At 74.5% G+C, this 15,260-nt stretch carries 16 protein-coding genes; 11 read left to right on the plus strand and 5 right to left on the minus strand.

Going from position 1 to position 15,260, the window contains the following annotated elements; genetic code table 11:
- The 6 genes from HMPREF0063_RS15120 to HMPREF0063_RS15145 all read left to right on the plus strand — a co-directional run.
- On the plus strand, nucleotides 1-290 hold a 290-nt coding region (locus tag HMPREF0063_RS15120; protein ID WP_007079575.1), incomplete at its 5' end, for a hypothetical protein.
- Nucleotides 287-1,405 (plus strand): energy-coupling factor transporter transmembrane component T, encoded by a 1,119-nt coding sequence (locus HMPREF0063_RS15125; protein ID WP_007079576.1) that lies wholly within the window; start codon nucleotides 287-289, stop codon nucleotides 1,403-1,405. The genes HMPREF0063_RS15120 and HMPREF0063_RS15125, both read left to right, overlap by 4 nt.
- On the plus strand, nucleotides 1,402-2,988 hold the full coding sequence (locus HMPREF0063_RS15130) for an ABC transporter ATP-binding protein (RefSeq protein ID WP_007079577.1): 1,587 nt from the start codon (nucleotides 1,402-1,404) through the stop codon (nucleotides 2,986-2,988). The genes HMPREF0063_RS15125 and HMPREF0063_RS15130 overlap by 4 nt, the downstream gene beginning before the upstream one ends.
- Complete coding sequence (locus tag HMPREF0063_RS15135; RefSeq protein WP_050760980.1) at nucleotides 2,985-3,842, plus strand: ECF transporter S component family protein; 858 nt, start codon at nucleotides 2,985-2,987, stop codon at nucleotides 3,840-3,842. The genes HMPREF0063_RS15130 and HMPREF0063_RS15135 overlap by 4 nt, the downstream gene beginning before the upstream one ends.
- Nucleotides 3,843-3,846: 4 nt before the next feature.
- Nucleotides 3,847-4,413, plus strand: a complete 567-nt coding sequence (locus HMPREF0063_RS15140; protein WP_007079579.1) for an antibiotic biosynthesis monooxygenase — start codon at nucleotides 3,847-3,849, stop codon at nucleotides 4,411-4,413.
- The gene (locus HMPREF0063_RS15145; protein ID WP_007079580.1) at nucleotides 4,410-5,873 is read left to right on the plus strand and encodes a cobyric acid synthase; all 1,464 of its coding nucleotides are present in this window, start codon (nucleotides 4,410-4,412) and stop codon (nucleotides 5,871-5,873) included. Before HMPREF0063_RS15140 ends, HMPREF0063_RS15145 begins: the two co-directional genes overlap by 4 nt.
- Before the next feature lie 11 nt (nucleotides 5,874-5,884).
- Here the strand turns inward: HMPREF0063_RS15145 and cobT are convergent, their stop codons facing one another.
- From cobT to HMPREF0063_RS15160, 3 genes are read right to left on the minus strand one after another with little or no spacing between them, the layout of a single operon-like run.
- Complete coding sequence (cobT, locus tag HMPREF0063_RS15150) at nucleotides 5,885-6,910, minus strand: nicotinate-nucleotide--dimethylbenzimidazole phosphoribosyltransferase (protein ID WP_007079581.1); 1,026 nt, start codon at nucleotides 6,908-6,910, stop codon at nucleotides 5,885-5,887.
- Between the two features lie 33 nt (nucleotides 6,911-6,943).
- Nucleotides 6,944-8,611, minus strand: coding sequence for an ATP-binding cassette domain-containing protein (locus HMPREF0063_RS16040; protein ID WP_169309999.1), 1,668 nt, complete (start codon nucleotides 8,609-8,611; stop codon nucleotides 6,944-6,946).
- A 29-nt stretch (nucleotides 8,612-8,640) separates the two neighbouring features.
- Entirely contained in the window at nucleotides 8,641-9,786 is a 1,146-nt protein-coding gene (locus HMPREF0063_RS15160; RefSeq protein ID WP_007079583.1) for a nucleotidyltransferase family protein, read from the minus strand.
- Nucleotides 9,787-10,129: 343 nt separating this feature from the next.
- Here HMPREF0063_RS15160 and HMPREF0063_RS15165 point away from each other — a divergent pair, with 343 nt between their 5' ends.
- Genes HMPREF0063_RS15165 through HMPREF0063_RS15175 form a run of 3 tightly spaced genes read left to right on the plus strand, consistent with a single transcriptional unit; the run spans nucleotide 10,130 to nucleotide 11,785 of the window.
- Nucleotides 10,130-10,624 (plus strand): lasso peptide biosynthesis B2 protein, encoded by a 495-nt coding sequence (locus HMPREF0063_RS15165; protein ID WP_050760982.1) that lies wholly within the window; start codon nucleotides 10,130-10,132, stop codon nucleotides 10,622-10,624.
- Complete coding sequence (locus tag HMPREF0063_RS15170) at nucleotides 10,587-11,507, plus strand: hypothetical protein (RefSeq protein WP_040320338.1); 921 nt, start codon at nucleotides 10,587-10,589, stop codon at nucleotides 11,505-11,507. The genes HMPREF0063_RS15165 and HMPREF0063_RS15170 overlap by 38 nt, the downstream gene beginning before the upstream one ends.
- Nucleotides 11,504-11,785, plus strand: a complete 282-nt coding sequence (locus tag HMPREF0063_RS15175; RefSeq protein WP_007079586.1) for a PqqD family peptide modification chaperone — start codon at nucleotides 11,504-11,506, stop codon at nucleotides 11,783-11,785. Before HMPREF0063_RS15170 ends, HMPREF0063_RS15175 begins: the two co-directional genes overlap by 4 nt.
- A gap of 16 nt (nucleotides 11,786-11,801) precedes the next feature.
- Here the strand turns inward: HMPREF0063_RS15175 and HMPREF0063_RS15180 are convergent, their stop codons facing one another.
- A complete protein-coding gene (locus HMPREF0063_RS15180; RefSeq protein WP_007079587.1) occupies nucleotides 11,802-12,605 on the minus strand; it encodes an SCO6745 family protein in 804 nt (267 codons plus the stop codon).
- A 146-nt stretch (nucleotides 12,606-12,751) separates the two neighbouring features.
- Nucleotides 12,752-13,396, minus strand: a complete 645-nt coding sequence (locus HMPREF0063_RS15185; protein ID WP_007079588.1) for a DUF2461 domain-containing protein — start codon at nucleotides 13,394-13,396, stop codon at nucleotides 12,752-12,754.
- Nucleotides 13,397-13,438: 42 nt separating this feature from the next.
- On the opposite strand from HMPREF0063_RS15185, the gene HMPREF0063_RS16045 reads away from it, so the two are divergent.
- Nucleotides 13,439-14,524 (plus strand): NAD(P)/FAD-dependent oxidoreductase, encoded by a 1,086-nt coding sequence (locus HMPREF0063_RS16045; protein ID WP_007079589.1) that lies wholly within the window; start codon nucleotides 13,439-13,441, stop codon nucleotides 14,522-14,524.
- Between the two features lie 110 nt (nucleotides 14,525-14,634).
- On the plus strand, nucleotides 14,635-15,243 hold the full coding sequence (locus tag HMPREF0063_RS15195; protein WP_007079590.1) for a CDP-alcohol phosphatidyltransferase family protein: 609 nt from the start codon (nucleotides 14,635-14,637) through the stop codon (nucleotides 15,241-15,243).
- Nucleotides 15,244-15,260: the final 17 nt, after the last annotated feature.

Here is a 15,260-nt window from a genome sequence, read left to right on the forward strand (position 1 = left end):
CCGCCCCTGCTGCGCCCGGCGCACCGACGGCACCGTCGGCCGATCCCTCGGAGGAGCCCGGCGACGAGCCGGTGGAGGAGGGCGCCGCCGACGAGCCGGGAGCGGAGTCCACCGCGACCCCGGACACCCGTGACTCGCAGGAGTCCGACGCCCGCACCACGGCGACGTCGGCGACGACCGACGGCGACGGCGGGAGCCCGCTGGGGCTGGTCGTCGCGCTGGTGGCGGTCGCCGGTCTGGGCGGTGCCGCCGTGGTCGTGCACCGACGACGGGCCGTCGAGCAGGCATGACGACGAGGCCGCTGCCGCGTGACCTGCACCCGGGAGCCTGGTGGATCTGGGCGCTCGGGCTCGCGGCTGCGGCCTCGTTCACCCTCAACCCGTTCCTGCTGCTGCTGATCATCGCGGTGGCGGCCCTCACCGTCATGGCCCGTCGGTCCGACGCGCCGTGGGCGCTGTCGTTCCGCTTCTACGTGTACTTCGGCCTCTTCATCGTCGTCATCCGGGTCCTCTACCGGATCGTGCTCGGTGGCGGGGGCATGCCCGACGACGTCGTGCTGTTCACGCTGCCGAGCGTGCCGCTGCCCGAAGCCGCCCGTGGCATCGAGCTGCTGGGCCCGTTCACGCTCCCTGAGCTGCTGGGCGCGCTGTACGACGGTCTCCGGCTGGCCGCGATGGTCATCTGCGTGGGCGCCGCCAACGCCCTGGCCAACCCGAAGCGACTGCTGAAGTCGGTCCCGCCGGCGCTGTACGAGGTCGGGACCGCGATCGTCGTCGCGCTGTCGGTGTTCCCCCAGCTGGCCGAGAGCGTGCAGCGGGTGCACCGGGCCCGCAAGCTGCGGGGCGACCCCGGCAAGGGCGTCGGGGCCCTGCGTCGGATCGTCGTCCCGGTGCTCGAGGACGCGCTCGAACGGTCGCTCACCCTGGCGGCCGGCATGGACGCGCGCGGCTACGGCCGCAGCGGCGACGCCACCGCACATGAGCGGCTGCGCACCGGCGTGCTGATGCTGCTGGGGCTGTTCGGGCTCTGCATCGGCGCCTACGCCTACCTCGACGGGACGGCCCCCCGGTACCTGGCCGGTCCGATGCTGGCGGCCGGGGTCGTGCTGGCCGGGCTCGCCCTGTGGTCGGCCGGGCAGCGCGTGCAGCGGACCCGCTACCGGCCCGACCGGTGGCGCCGTGCCGAGATCGGCACCGCCCTCGCCGGCATCGCCGCGGCGGTGGGGGTCGACCGTGCGGTGGATCTCGACCCGTACGGCGTCTTCCCCGGCCTGACCTCGGTCCCCACCGTGCCGGTCGTCGCGGTGCTCGCGGTGCTCGTGGCCGCGCTGCCGGCGCTGATCACCCCCGAGCCGGCGAAGGCGTTGTCCGCCGAGCCGGAACGAGAGCCCGAGGTGGTCCGATGATCAGCCTGGAGCAGGTGACCTTCGCCTACGACGGAGCCACCGCGCCGACCCTGCGCGACGTCGACCTGCACGTGCCCGAGGGCGAACTGGTGCTGGTCGCGGGCCGGACCGGGTCGGGCAAGTCGACGCTGCTGGGTCTGTTGAACGGACTGGTGCCGCACTTCAGCGGCGGCACCCTCGCCGGTGACGTCCGCATCGACGGCGCGTCCGTCGTGGGCCGGCCGCCGCGCGAGCTGGCCCACCTCGTGGGCTACGTCGCGCAGGACCCGCTGGCGGGATTCGTCAGCGACGTGGTCGAGGACGAGCTGGCCTACGGCATGGAGCAGCTCGGTCTCGACGCCCAGACCATGCGCCGGCGGGTCGAGGAGACGCTCGACCTGCTCGGCATCGCGGCGCTGCGCCGCCGCCCGCTCCGCACCCTCTCCGGCGGCCAGCAGCAGCGGGTGGCCATCGGCTCGGTGCTCACGATGCATCCGCGGGTGCTCGTGCTCGACGAACCCACCTCGGCGCTGGACGCCACGGCGGCCGAGGACGTGCTCGCCACCATCGCGCGCCTGGTCGACGACGTCGGTCTCACCGTCGTCGTCGCCGAGCACCGGATGGAGCGGGTCATCCCGTTCGCCGACCGCCTGGTGCTGGTCGAGGACGGCCGGGTCCGCGACGGCGCTCCCGCCGACCTGCTGGTCGACGCCCCGGTGGCGCCGCCGTTGGTCGAGCTCGGCCGGCTGGTCGGATGGACCCCGCTGCCGTTGTCGGTGCGCGAGGCCCGGCGCCGGGTGCGCGAGCTGACCCCGCAGCTGAACGCTCCCGAGCCGCGGGTCGACCCGGTCCGCACCTCCGCGCTCTCGGCGAGCGGCATGAGCGTGCTGTACGGGTCGACCGTCGCCGTGCGCGAGGTCGACCTGGCGGTCGGCGCGGGCGAGATCGTCGCGGTCATGGGCCGCAACGGGTCCGGCAAGTCGTCCCTGCTGTGGGCGATCCAGGGGGCCGGCAAGCGGCACGGCGGTCAGGTGTCCGTGGGCGGTGTCGACCCCGGCACGGTGTCGGCCGACCGGGCCCGCCGGCTCGTCGGCCTCGTGCCGCAGACCGCCGCCGACCTGCTCTACCTGGAGTCCGTCGACGCCGAGTGCGGGGCCGCGGACCGTCAGGCGGGTGCCGAGGCGGGTGCCTGCCGTGCCCTGCTGGACCGGCTGGCCCCCGGCATCGAGGGCGCCCAGCACCCCCGTGACCTCTCCGAGGGTCAGCGGCTGTCGCTGGTCCTCGCCATCGTGCTGACCGCCCGACCCCAGGTGATCGCGCTCGACGAGCCCACCCGCGGTCTCGACTACGCGGGCAAGGCGGCCCTGACCGCGATCCTGCAGGAGCTCGCCGCCGACGGTCGCGGTGTCGTGGTGTCGACCCACGACGTCGAGTTCGTGGCGACCGTGGCGCACTCGGTCGTGGTGATGGCCGACGCGGACGTCGTGTCGTCCGGTCCCGTCGCGGGCGTGCTGGCCGAGTCGCCGGCCTTCGCGCCGCAGATGAGCAAGGTGCTGGGTCCGCAGTGGCTGACCGTCGCCGACGTGCAGGCGGCCCTCGCATGACCCTGCTGCCAGGCCTCCGACCGTCCGCGCCCCGACCCGTTCCCGCACTCCCGCGGGCGGTACCGGTCACGCGTCGCTCCGCCGTGGTGCTGGCCCTGGCCTCGCTGGCGGGGCTCGTGATGTTCCTCTGGCCGCTGTTCATGCAGCCGGCCCCGGGTCAGGAACGCTTCGACCAGCCGTTCATCTTCATGGCGATCCTGCCGGTCGTCGTCATGGTGGTCGTCGTCGAGCTGACCGAGGGCGGCATGGACTCCAAGGCCCTCGCGATGCTCGGCGTGCTCACCGCGATCAACGCGGCGCTGCGGCCCCTGGGCGCCGGCACGGCAGGGATCGAGACGGTCTTCTTCCTGCTGGTGCTGTCGGGCCGGGTGTTCGGACCCGGATTCGGGTTCGTGCTGGGCTGCACGAGCCTGTTCGCCTCGGCGTTGCTGACCTCGGGCGTGGGGCCGTGGCTGCCGTTCCAGATGATGTGCGCGGCGTGGATCGGCATGCTCGCCGGCCTGCTGCCCCGCCGGGTCACAGGACGGGCGGAGATCGTCCTGCTGGTCGTCTTCGGGGTGCTGGTGTCGTACGTGTTCGGGTTCCTGATGAACCTGTCGTCGTGGCCGTTCACCCTGGGCATCGCGGTGCCCGGCACCGACGGCGGGGCGCAGATGGTGCCCGGCGACCCGGTGCTGGAGAACCTGCGACGGTTCGTGGTCTACAACCTGGTCACGTCGACCTGGGGCTGGGACACCGGGCGGGCGATCACCAACGCGGTCCTGATCGCGGTGCTCGGGCCGGCCGTCCTCGCGACCCTGCGCCGCGCCGCCCGCCGCGCCCGTTACCTCCCGGCCGCCCCGGTCCTACGCTGACGGCATGACCGGACCCGTCACCGTCTCCATCACCCGGCACGTCGACCCCGGCCACGAGGACCAGATGCTCGCGTGGCTGCGCGCCGGCACCCAGCTGTCCGAGCGCTTCGACGGCTTCCTCGGATCGGGGTGGGTGCGGCCCGCTCCGGGCTCCACCGAGTGGCACATGCTCTACCGGTTCGCCGACGCGGCGTCGCTGCAGGCCTGGGACTCCTCCGAGCAGCGCCGCTGGTGGCTGGAGTCCGCCCAGGGGTTCGTGGAGGAGGCGCGCCACGAGCAGCGCACCGGCATCGAGGGCTGGTTCGACGAGCCGACCAGCGTCGACGTCGCGGACCTGCGACCCGCGCCGGCACCGCCCCCGCGCTGGAAGCAGATGTGCGCGATCTTCTGCGTGTTCTTCCCGCTCAGCATCGCCGCCAACGCCACCACCTCGACCTTCCTCGACGGAGTGCCGCTGGTGCTGCGCGTGCTGGTCAGCGTGCTCGCGATGACGCCGATCATGACCTACCTCGCGCTGCCGTGGATCACCCGCCTGCTGGCGCCCTGGTTGAACGCTCCCCGGCGCACATGACCGGTCTGCTGGTCGCCGGCACCACGTCCGACGCCGGCAAGAGCGTCGTGACGACCGCGCTGTGCCGCGCCTTCGCCCGTCGCGGCGTCAGGGTCGCGCCGTTCAAGGCGCAGAACATGTCGAACGACTCGATGGTCACCGCCGACGGGGCCGAGATCGGGCGGGCGCAGTGGGTGCAGGCCCGGGCCGCCCGGGCCGAGCCGGAGGCCGCGATGAACCCCGTGCTGCTCAAGCCGGGGGGTGACCGGCGCAGCCACGTGGTCGTCATGGGGCGCCCCGCCGGCTCGTTGTCGTCCGCCGACTTCCTGGGCGGTCGCGGCCGGCTCGCCACCGCCGCGTTCGCCGCCTTCGACGACCTGCGGGGCCGGTACGACGTGGTGGTGGCCGAGGGGGCGGGGTCGCCGACCGAGATCAACCTGCGCGAGCACGACTTCGTGAACATGGGCCTGGCCCGGCACGGTGACCTGCCGGTGGTCGTCGTCGGCGACATCGACCGCGGCGGCGTGTTCGCCGCGCTGCACGGCACCCTCGCGCTGCTCGACGGCGCCGACCAGGACCTGGTGTCGGCCTTCGTGCTGAACAAGTTCCGCGGCGACCCGTCGTTGCTCGGGCCCGCCCTCGACCGGATCACGGCGCTGACCGGACGTCCGTTCGCGGGCGTCCTGCCGTGGGACTCCGGCCTGTGGCTGGACTCCGAGGACGCCCTGGACCTCGACGGCCGCCGGTCCGGCGACGCCGGGGCGGCCCTGAGGGTCGCGGTCGTGCGGCTGCCGCGCATCAGCAACTTCACCGACGTCGACGCCCTCGGGATCGAGCCGGGCGTCGACGTCGTGTTCGCCTCCGAGCCGCGCCACCTCGACCCGGCCGACCTCGTGGTCCTGCCCGGCACCCGGGCGACCATCGACGACCTGGCGTGGCTGCGCTCGCGTGGGCTCGACCGGGCGATCGTCCGGCACGCCGCGGCGGGCCGGTCGGTGCTGGGCATCTGCGGGGGGATGCAGATGCTGGGTCGCAGCATCGCCGACCCGCACGGGGTGGAGGGCGAGCCCGGAGCGCGGGTCGAGGGGCTCGGGCTGCTGGACGTGACGACCGAGTTCACGGTCGACAAGGTGCTCCGCCTGCACGGCCCCGGGTACGAGATCCACCACGGCCGCGTCACCCGCGGCCCGGGGACCGAGGACCACCCGGGCGGCGCCCGGGCGGGGGCCGTCGCGGGGACGATGTGGCATGGCTGTCTGGAGGACGACACCGCCCGGCGGGACCTGTTGACGGAGGCGGCCCGCGCCGCCGGTATCGACCTGGCACCCGCCACGGCGTCGTTCGAGCAGCACCGGGAGGCCCGGCTCGACCTGCTGGCCGACCTCGCCGAGGAGCACCTCGACGTCGATGCCCTGCTGGACCTGGCGACGACCGGTGCGCCGGCCGGCCTCCCGCGGATCGCCCCGGGGGGTCGCGACTGAGCGGACCGCCGTCAGAGGATCTCGCTGAGCAGCGCGGTGTCGGCGAGCAGCAGTGCGGCCGACCGCACCAGCGGAACGGCGGCCAGCGCCCCGCTGCCCTCCCCCAGCCGCAGGCCGAGATCGAGCAGCGGCTGCAGCCCCATCGACGCCAGGGCCAGTCCCTGGGCCGGCTCGGGCGACCGGTGACCGGCCGCGAACCAGGCGGCCGCGCCCGGGGCCAGCCGGTCGGCGAGCAGGGCCGCGGCGACCGCCACCACCCCGTCGAGCAGGACGGGGACGCCGGCCTCGGCCGCTCCGGCGAGGAAGCCGGCCGACGCGGCGATGTCGGCGCTGCCGAGCGAGGTGAGGGTGTCGACGGGGTCGGCGACCCGCTCGCCGGCCCGGGCCAGGGCCTGCCGCACGACGGCGGTCTTGTGGTCGAGCGCCGCGTCGCCGATGCCGGTGCCACGCCCGGTCACCGCCTCGGCGGTGAGGCCGAGCGACGCGGCGACGAGGGCCGCAGCAGGGGTGGTGTTGCCGATCCCCATGTCGCCGCTGATCAGCAGCTGGGCGCCGGCGGCGATCTCGTCGGCGGCGACCGACCGTCCGGCGGCGATCGCGGCGAGGGTCTCGTCGGTCGTCAGCGCGTCCTCGAGGTGGATCGCGCCGCTGCCGCGGCGGACCTTGTGCCGCTGGACGTCGGCCGGCACCCCCTCCAGGTCGTCGTCGACCCCCAGGTCCAGCACGCGCACGGTCACCGCGTGCTGGGCGGCCAGCACGGACACCCCGGCCCGCCCGGTCAGGAAGGTGCGCACCATGGCGGGGGTGACGGCCTTGGGGTAGGCCGACACCCCGTGGTCGGCCACCCCGTGGTCGCCGGCGAAGATCACGGCGCGGACCCGCTCGACCGGTTCCGGCGGCACCCGGCCCTGGGTCGCTGCGACCCACACGGCCAGGTCGCCGAGCCGGCCCAGGGCGCCGGCCGGGGTCGCCAGTCCTGCCAGCCTGGTCGCGGCCTCGTCCCGGGCGGCGGACGACGGTGGGGTGACGGCCGGCATGGCACTCCTCGGGTCGGGCGGGTGTGCCGCCGGTCAGCTGCGGCCCGTGTCGGGACCGACCGTCAGCATGCCATCGGCGAGGTGGGCCACCACGTCGGCCCTCGCGCGTTCCGCGGGCCGGTGCGTCACCAGCAGGACGGCGCGGGACCCGTCGAGGAGCTGACCCAGGACGCGCTCCTCGGTACCGGTGTCGAGGGCGCTGGTCGCCTCGTCGAGGACCAGCAGCTCGGGGTCCCGCACCAGTGCGCGGGCGATGCACAGCCGCTGCTGCTCGCCGCCGGACAGCCCGGCGATCTCCCGCAGGGGGGTGTCGAGACCGGCCGGCAGCGACTCCACCACCGTGTCGACGCAGGCGGTCCGCAACGCCGCCCAGAGGTCCTCGTCGGCCACCTCGCGACCGGGCTGCAGCGACCAGGTGAGGTTCTGCCGGACCGTGCCGGGCACCAGCACGGTCTGCTGCGGCACGTAGCCGACCCGGGCCCGCCAGGACGACAGGTCGACGAGGGGCGAGCCGTCGACCAGGACCTGCCCGGTCTCGGGCGGCACGAGTCCCAGGACCACGTCGAGCAGGGTGCTCTTGCCCCCGCCGCTGGGCCCCCAGACGGTCACGAGCCCGCGGTGGGGGACCTGCAGGTCGACGTCGTCCAGGACGGTCGGCCCGTCGGTGGCGTACCGCACCGTCACGCCGCGCAGCGCGACCAGGGGCTCCTGCGGCCCGGCGGGCTCCTGCGGTCGGCCCGGTACGGATCCGGTCTGGCGGTGCTGCTCGATCTCTCGCTCGAAGTCCGAGAGCTGGTCGAGGGCGGGCGCCTCGTTCGCGAACACCTGGACCGCTCCCAACAGGCCCTGGGCCGTCGCGAGGATGCGCGACGCGACGACGACGAGCACCGCGAGCTCCGCGAACGGGAGGCCGGCCTGTCGGCCCACCACCACCAGGACCATGACCGCGAAGACGACCCCGACCGCCAGCCCGGCCACGACCGCCGAGGTGCGTCGCACGAACGAGGTGCGGATCCCCCGGACACGGCTCGCCTCGGCCTCGACCAGGTCGGTCCACGCCCGTCCGGCATCGTGCGCCCGCGTCAGCCGGACCGAGGCGAGGGAGTCCGTGACGGCGGCCCCGAGGTCGGCGACGCCCCGACTCATCTCCTGGCCGAGCCGGGTGGCGGACCGGACCGAACGCCTCGTGGCCGCCGTGGCGAGCAGCAGGCCGACGGCGGCGAGCCCGCCGATGAGCGGTGAGAGCAGGACGGCCACGCCGACGGTGGCGGCCAGGATCGGCACGGCGACGAGGATGCGCAGGAGCATGACCAGGGCGGTCTGGGCGCGCTCGACCTCCGTGGTGAGCCGCTGGACGACGTGGCTGCGCCGCTGACCGGCGACGTACGTCCACTCGGCGGCGAGCAGGCCGTCGAACAGGCGCAGGCGCAGGGCGTCGACGGTCGCGAGGCGGATCTGCACGGACACCACCGCGACCCGCCACTGGGCGAGCGACCTGACCACGACCACCAGCAGCACCAGGGCGAAGGCGACCGGGAGGGTCAGGGTCGCGTCGGTCCCGGGCAGGCGGAGCTCGTCGTCCCCGCCGAGCGACTGCATGACCGGCACCAGCAAGGTCAGCCCCAGGCCCTCCATGAGGGCGACCACGACCTGCAGCGACAGGAGCCCGGCCACGGCACCCCGGCCCGCGGTCGACGACATGAGCGACAGGTACGCCCGGGACCGGGCCGTCATCGGGCCCGGCCCGGGAGGCACCGGGCCACCAGGTGCCTGGCGCGGCGCCACAGTGCTCGGGGAAGCGCGGTGCGCACCGACCAGTCGGGCAGTCCGGCCACCATGGTCAGGGGGACCACGACGGCGGTCGCGGTGTGGCGGAGGTCGGCGGCGCTGCGACTGGCCGTCAGGCGGTGGCGGGTCAGCCGGGCCAGCTCCACGCCCGGGGCCGAACCGCTGCCGCTGGCGGGCCGGTCCTGCGCCGCGAGCGACCGGGACGCCACGCGGGCGGGCACCCGCCCGACCAGCTCCACGACGGCGGCCGGGACCTGCGCGGGCAGCCCCAGCGCCTCGTCGGTGGCGCGGAGCGTGGTCAGCTCGACGCGACCGGGGCGGTGTCGCGCCCAGGTCGGCTCGAGGCGGGCCAGCCGGTGCACGTCGACCAGGCTCCGGAGCCAGCGGTGGCCGTCCTTGGCGGCGTGGTGGCAGCTGTGCCGAAAGGCCAGGTCGACCGCGACGGTGTCGACCGCGAGACCGCCGACGTCGACCTGCACGCGCCCGGCCCACGCCTCGTCGAAGGTCGGGAGCCCGTCGTGGGTCGCGTCGAGGCGCCAGTGCAGATCGATGGTGCTGGCGCGGCCGTCCAACGTCACCTCGTACCCGGCGGACAACAGGTGTCGCCAGGCCCAGGAGCCGGGCACGATCGCCGGGGGTCGGGGTGTCCAGCCGTGGTCGAGCAGCAGGGCGACGGTCCGGGCCACGGACTCGGGCGCGACCCACACGTCCAGGTCACCGGCGCCCCGGCCACCCGGGTCGCCGGTGGTCTGGACGGCCAGGGCCGGTCCCTTGACCAGCAGCCAGGGGATGTCGGCCGCGTCGAGTGCCGCGGCCACCCGGTGCAGCTCGAGCAGGCGCACGCCCAGCACCCTCGCGGTGCGCCGGTGTGCCTCGTCGAGTGCCTCGAGCACCGGCGACGGCAGGCCCAGGGTCGCGCCGTGCGGCCGGAGCACCTCGGCGACCCGGTGGCGGGTGATGGCCGCGAGCAGGTCCCTCGTCGGATCGTGGGTCCCGACCGCCCCTCGCGGGTCCCCACCCGCCTCGACCGCCAGCGCCGCGCGCGTCCACGCGCGGACGGTCCGGCTGGCCTGGGGGCTGGGGTGCACGCCGACAGCGTACGCAGCCCCGCGGGTGTCGACCCGGTGAACCGGTGGGCCCGCGTGCCGGTGTTTCAGCAGGATTTCACGGTGACGGACGTAACCCGTCGCCCTCCGGCGTCGTTCTAACGGGCAACACCCACCCGGAGGAGAACCGAATGGAATCCACCACTCGCACGGCCTACACCGCCCCGGTACTGGAGACGCTCGACATCGCGGAGACCCGCGGCGTCGGCATCGACATCGGTATCGGCATCGGTATCGGCAGCTGATGGGTCCCGGTTGCCGGGCGGTGCGGTCCATCGACCTCCGGGGGTAGTCAGTGGAGCACGGCCCGGCGACCGGGTTTCGGGTGAGGCGCGTCCGGTCGGCCCTGGTCGCCGGACCGCTCGCGGTCGTGGCATGGGTCCTGCTCGCCCTCGCGCGGGTGGCCATCGCGCTGCTGCCGTTCGGCTTGGTCCGCCGACTGCTCGGTGAGGACGGCCTGGGCGACGACGGGGGCGGGGCTCCGTCGACGGCGAGACCGGAACGGGCCCGGCGAGTCGCCGGGGCGATCGCGCGGGCCGTGAGGTCCAGTCCGTGGCGTGCCGACTGCTACCCGCAGGCGATCGCCGCCCGACTGATGCTGGTCCCGGCGCGTGTCCCCCACACCCTGGTGTTCGGGGTGCGCAGAGACACCGCCGGTGCCCTGCTGGCCCACGTGTGGGTCGAGGCGGGGGACGTGAGGGTCGCCGGTGGCCGCGGGGCCGGCTTCGTCCCGGTCGGGTCGTTCTCGTGGGTCCCGGGTCGCGCGGGGAGGAGGTCGCCCCGTGCCGATGTACAGCTGCTTCGGGATCACGGTCGATAGCTCGATCCCGTTGCCCGACCTCGAGGGGGCCGGACCGGGGGCCACGGCGGACGTGACCGTCCGCGAGCGTCCGGTGGAGGCCCGGCCTGCTGCTGCCGTCCGGGCGGTCCCCGGGTTGTGGTGGCACCGCGGCGAGGTGTGGCTGGAGGCGCCGGGCACCGGCCGGTTCGTGGCGAGGGACGGGTCGACGGTCGTGGTGGAGCGCGAGCCCGGGGTGTCCGACGGCGACGTGCGCATTTTCGTGCTGGGCACGATGTTGGGCGCGATCCTGCGGCAGCGCGGCCACCTGGTGCTGCACGGCAACGCCTTCGACTGCGGTGCGTCGGCGGCGATCGTGGTCGGCCACTCCGGTGCCGGCAAGTCGACGCTGGCCGCCGAGCTCGACCGTCGCGGCCTGCCGGTGCTGTCCGACGACGTCGTACCGATCGACGCGGCCGGTGTCGCGGCGCCGGGCTATCCCCGCATCAAGCTGTGGGCCGACGCGCTGCAGGACCTGGGTCTGGACACGGCGGGGTTCGAGCGCATCACCGACGGGCACGACAAGTTCCACGTCCCGTTGTCACGGAGCGGGATCGCGCCGCTCGCGGCAGAATTCGTCTATGTGCTCGAGACCCACGACCGGCCGTCCCTGGAGCTGTCCGAGGTGACCGGCATGGCCGCCTACGAGGCGCTCCGGACCCACACGTACCGCGGTGAGCTGCTGGTCGACCCGGCGGACGAGTGGCAGCACCTCCGGCAGTGCGCCGACCTGGCCGCCCGGGCCCGCATCGTGCGGGTCGTCCGGCCGGCCGCCACGATGACCGCCGCCGCCACGGCCGATGCGATCCTGGCCGACATCGCGGGCACCCGCGGTCTGCGGACCCCCGAGGACGTCCGGCGATGACCCGGGTCGATCCCGCCGTGGCCTACGCCCGGCGGGCCGGCGTCAACGCCGTCGACATGGACGGTGAGCTGGTGATGATGGGCCTGGAGCAGGGGGAGTACTACGGCCTGCGGGGGACCGCTGCCAGCATCTGGGGCTACCTCGAGCAGGCGTCGGACGTCCAGACCCTGGCGTCCAGACTGGCCGAGGAGTACGACGTGGAGGTCGACCGGTGCCGGCCCGACGTCGTCCGGTTCCTGGACGACCTGCTCCGCCGCGGCCTGGTCGAGCCGGCCTGAGCAGCGCCCGTCGGGTTCAGCCGGCGAGTGCGGCCCGGAGGTCGCGGCCGATGTCCCGCAGGGCGTCGGTGATGTCGACGGCCGCCTCGACGGCCTCGTCGCTCATCGCGGCCAGGCAGGCCCGGTCGGTGGCGTCCTCCAGCTCGTCACGGAAGGCGGTGCCCTCGGTGGTGATGGCACCGTCCGCGTCCAACCACCCGCGGGCCCGCAGGCGCTCGACGCCGGCCGCCCACTCCTCGTCGGTCCAGCCGCGCAGGGCCTGCTGCTGGGGGAAGGTGCGCCCGGCAGCCACGTTGAGCACGTTGGCGTCGACCCCGCCCAGCCCGTGGCCGACGAGCAGCGCGATGTGGCAGTCGCCGCGGAACTCCCGGATGACCGACCCGGCGAGCCAGAACCGGGCGATGCCGTCGGCCGGAGGGGTCAGCGACGCGTGGGCCGCCGCCAGGGGCTTGCCGGCCAGGTCGAGCCCGGCGGCGATCGTGGCGAGGGTGTCGGCCAGCGGGGCGGTGTGCTCGTCGGTGGTCACCCGGCCGAGCACCTCGCGGGCCAGGTCGAGCCGCGAGGCGTGGATCTGCTCGGGCGACGCCAGCGCCCACGCGTCGGGGATCGCGCGGTGCACCCGCGACGGTGCGAACCCGTGGAACGTCGCCGTGACCAGCTCGGGGGAGGCCGCACCCATCGGCGCCGCCCGCGACGCGAAGTAGCCCATCCACGTGCCCTTGAGGCCCAGCGGCGCGTAGTGCGTGCCGGTCTCGGGGACGAGGTAGATGAAGTGGTGGAGCGACTCGATCGAGCGCCAGAACGGGGTGGGGACGGTCATCGCCCCAGTCTGCCCTGCCCACCGATCCCCGCCACCGCCCCACCACGTCGCAGTTTCCCAGGAAATCCCAGAAAACTGACACCTCACCCCTGTTGCAACCTGTCAACGGTGACAGTTTTCTGGGATTTCCTGGGAAACCTCAGGGGTCAGCCGCGGGCGTACCGCAGGACCCACTCGACGAACGGCGTGGCCTCGCGCCAGTCGGCCCGCACCCGCTCGACCAGCTCGGGGGTGTGGATGACCGGGTCGAACCCGTAGGACCGGCCGAGCGTCATCGAGCGGTGCCGCAACAGCTCGATCCGCGGGTGGTCGACATCGTAGCCGCGGGGAGCGGTCTTCAGCCGGTCGCCGCCGAGCTCCCACCCCGCCCCGGTGAGCGTGGCCAGCACGTCCTCGAGCTCGGCCCCTCGTCGCTGCTCGACCATCGCCTCCCGCAGGCTGGCGAGCCGGGCCGGTGAGGCCTCGTAGAACCCGACCCCCACGCGGACGCCGGGGGCGCCCACCTGCACGTAGTAGCCGGTCGACGGGCCCTTCGCGACGAACGCACCCTGGTGGGTCTTGTAGGGCGTCTTGTCCTTCGCGAACCGCACGTCGCGGTACGGGCGGAAGATCTTGGCCTGGCCGAACTCGGTGGCCAGGGCTGCCGTGAGCGCCTTCATCGGGGCGGCCACGGCGGTGTCGTAGGTGGAGCGGTGGGCCTCCCAGAACCCCTTGGTGTTGTCCATCTCGAGGTCGTCGTAGAAGTCGAGCGCCTCGACGGGGAAGCCGGTGAACTCATCGGGACGGTCCATGCGAGCGAGCCTAGGTGAGGATCCGTTGCCTAGGCTGCGGGCGTGACCCTGCCGCGCACGGACCTGCTGCTGGTGGGAGCCGGTCACGGCCACCTGCACCTGCTGCGCCACGCCGGCGAGCTCGTAGCCGCCGGGTACCGGGTGCGGCTGCTGGCCCCGGCGACGTTCGACTACAGCGGGGTCGCCTCCGCGACCGCGGCCGGCGGCCTGTCCGTCGAGGAGGGCCGCACCGACGTGTGTGGTCTGGCAGCACGAGCGGGGGTCGACCACACCGTGGCGACGCTGGTCGGTCTCGACACCGCCCGTCGCACCGCGACGACGTCGGACGGCACCGAGCTCACCTACGACGTGCTGTCGTTGAACGTGGGCAGCGTCGTGGCTCCGAGCGGCATGACGGTGCACCCGTCGACGCTGACGGTCAAGCCCCTGTCCGGCCTGGCCGACCTCGACCCGAGGATCCGGAGGGTCGGGCGCCCGGCCGACGTCACCGTAGTCGGCGGTGGCGCGAGCGGACTCGAGCTCGCGGCCCACCTCGCGGTGCATCCGGACGTCGGGTCGGTGCACCTGGTCGAGGCCGGCGAGCGGATCGGACCCGACCTGCCCGCCGGCGCCCGCCGCCGTCTGCAGCGGTTGCTCGCGGCGCGGGGGGTGCAGGTCCTGACGGGGTGGCAGGTCCACGAGGTCGCCGAGCGTGCCGTGGTCCGTGCCGACGGGACGACGCTGCCCCACGACCTCGCCCTGCTCGCGACGGGGCTGGCGGCACCGGGCCTGCTGGCCGACGTCGGCCTCGGCGACCGACACGGCGTGCCGGTGCGGGCCACCCTGCAGCACCCGGACCACCCGGAGATCCATGCGGTCGGGGACTGCGCCCACTTCCTCCCGGCCCCGTTGCCGCGGATCGGCGTGCACGGCGTGCGGCAGGGCCCCGTGCTGCTGTGCAGCCTGGTCGCCCGCAGCCGGGGCGCTGCGCTCCCGGTGTACGAGCCGCAGCGACATGCCCTCGCGATCCTGGATCTCGGGGCAGGGACCGGGCTCGCGGTGCGCGGGCGCTGGTGGTGGTGCGGCACGAGCGCCCTGCGGCTGAAGCGCTGGATCGACCGTCGCTGGATCCGGTCCCACCGCGCCTGATCCGCCGGTGGCCGGTGCCGGCGGAGCATCCGTGGGAATGTGGTGCCGCTCCGCCGGGTTCTTCGTCCGACCCGTGCACCCGCCACGAACCGACCAGGAGGCCGGCCGCCATGCTCGACACCGCCGCCCGGCGCCTCACCACGCCGCTGCTGGCACCGGCGGCCGCTCGGCTCGCCGCCGCGGGCGTGCCCGCCACGGCGCTGACCGCCGCCGGGTGGTTGGCCGGGCTGGGTGCGTGCGCGGCGATCGTGGTCGAGGCCTGGCCGCTGGCGCTGGTCCTGTGGTGGACCAACCGGGTGCTCGACGGTCTCGACGGTGCGGTCGCCCGTCGGCGGGGCGCGACCGACCTCGGTGGATTCCTCGACGTGGTCGCCGACTTCAGCATCTACGCGGGCATCGTGCTGGCCGTCGCGATCGCCGTGCCCGACGCTCGGCTCGCCGCCGTGGCCGTCCTGACCGCGTACTACGTCTCCGCTGTCGCCTTCCTGGCCCTGTCGTCGATCCTGGAACGCCGTCGCGCCGCCGAGCACACCGACGAACGGTCGTTGCGGTTCAGCGGCGGCATCGCCGAGGGCACCGAGACCGTCCTGCTGTACTCCGTCCTGCTGCTGGTGCCGGCCTGGGCCGAGGCGCTGCTGTGGATCTTCACCGCGGCCGTCGCCGTGACCGCCCTGCAGCGGGTCGCCGACGCCGTCCGTCTCCTCCGTCCCCGTCCCTGACCGATCCCCCACCAGGA

Source organism: Aeromicrobium marinum DSM 15272 (genome assembly GCF_000160775.2).
In the GTDB taxonomy this organism is placed as follows: Bacteria; Actinomycetota; Actinomycetes; order Propionibacteriales; family Nocardioidaceae; genus Aeromicrobium; species Aeromicrobium marinum.

What these genes read in the sequence shown, in the direction of transcription:
- HMPREF0063_RS15125 (WP_007079576.1), top strand. Translation starts at nt 287, where the DNA reads ATGACGACGAGGCCGCTGCCGCGTGACCTGCACCCGGGAGCCTGGTGG.
- HMPREF0063_RS15130 (WP_007079577.1), top strand. Translation starts at nt 1,402, where the DNA reads ATGATCAGCCTGGAGCAGGTGACCTTCGCCTACGACGGAGCCACCGCG.
- HMPREF0063_RS15135 (WP_050760980.1), top strand. Translation starts at nt 2,985, where the DNA reads ATGACCCTGCTGCCAGGCCTCCGACCGTCCGCGCCCCGACCCGTTCCC.
- HMPREF0063_RS15140 (WP_007079579.1), top strand. Translation starts at nt 3,847, where the DNA reads ATGACCGGACCCGTCACCGTCTCCATCACCCGGCACGTCGACCCCGGC.
- HMPREF0063_RS15145 (WP_007079580.1), top strand. Translation starts at nt 4,410, where the DNA reads ATGACCGGTCTGCTGGTCGCCGGCACCACGTCCGACGCCGGCAAGAGC.
- cobT (WP_007079581.1), bottom strand. Translation starts at nt 6,910, where the DNA reads ATGCCGGCCGTCACCCCACCGTCGTCCGCCGCCCGGGACGAGGCCGCG.
- HMPREF0063_RS16040 (WP_169309999.1), bottom strand. Translation starts at nt 8,611, where the DNA reads ATGTCGTCGACCGCGGGCCGGGGTGCCGTGGCCGGGCTCCTGTCGCTG.
- HMPREF0063_RS15175 (WP_007079586.1), top strand. Translation starts at nt 11,504, where the DNA reads ATGACCCGGGTCGATCCCGCCGTGGCCTACGCCCGGCGGGCCGGCGTC.
- HMPREF0063_RS15180 (WP_007079587.1), bottom strand. Translation starts at nt 12,605, where the DNA reads ATGACCGTCCCCACCCCGTTCTGGCGCTCGATCGAGTCGCTCCACCAC.
- HMPREF0063_RS15185 (WP_007079588.1), bottom strand. Translation starts at nt 13,396, where the DNA reads ATGGACCGTCCCGATGAGTTCACCGGCTTCCCCGTCGAGGCGCTCGAC.
- HMPREF0063_RS15195 (WP_007079590.1), top strand. Translation starts at nt 14,635, where the DNA reads ATGCTCGACACCGCCGCCCGGCGCCTCACCACGCCGCTGCTGGCACCG.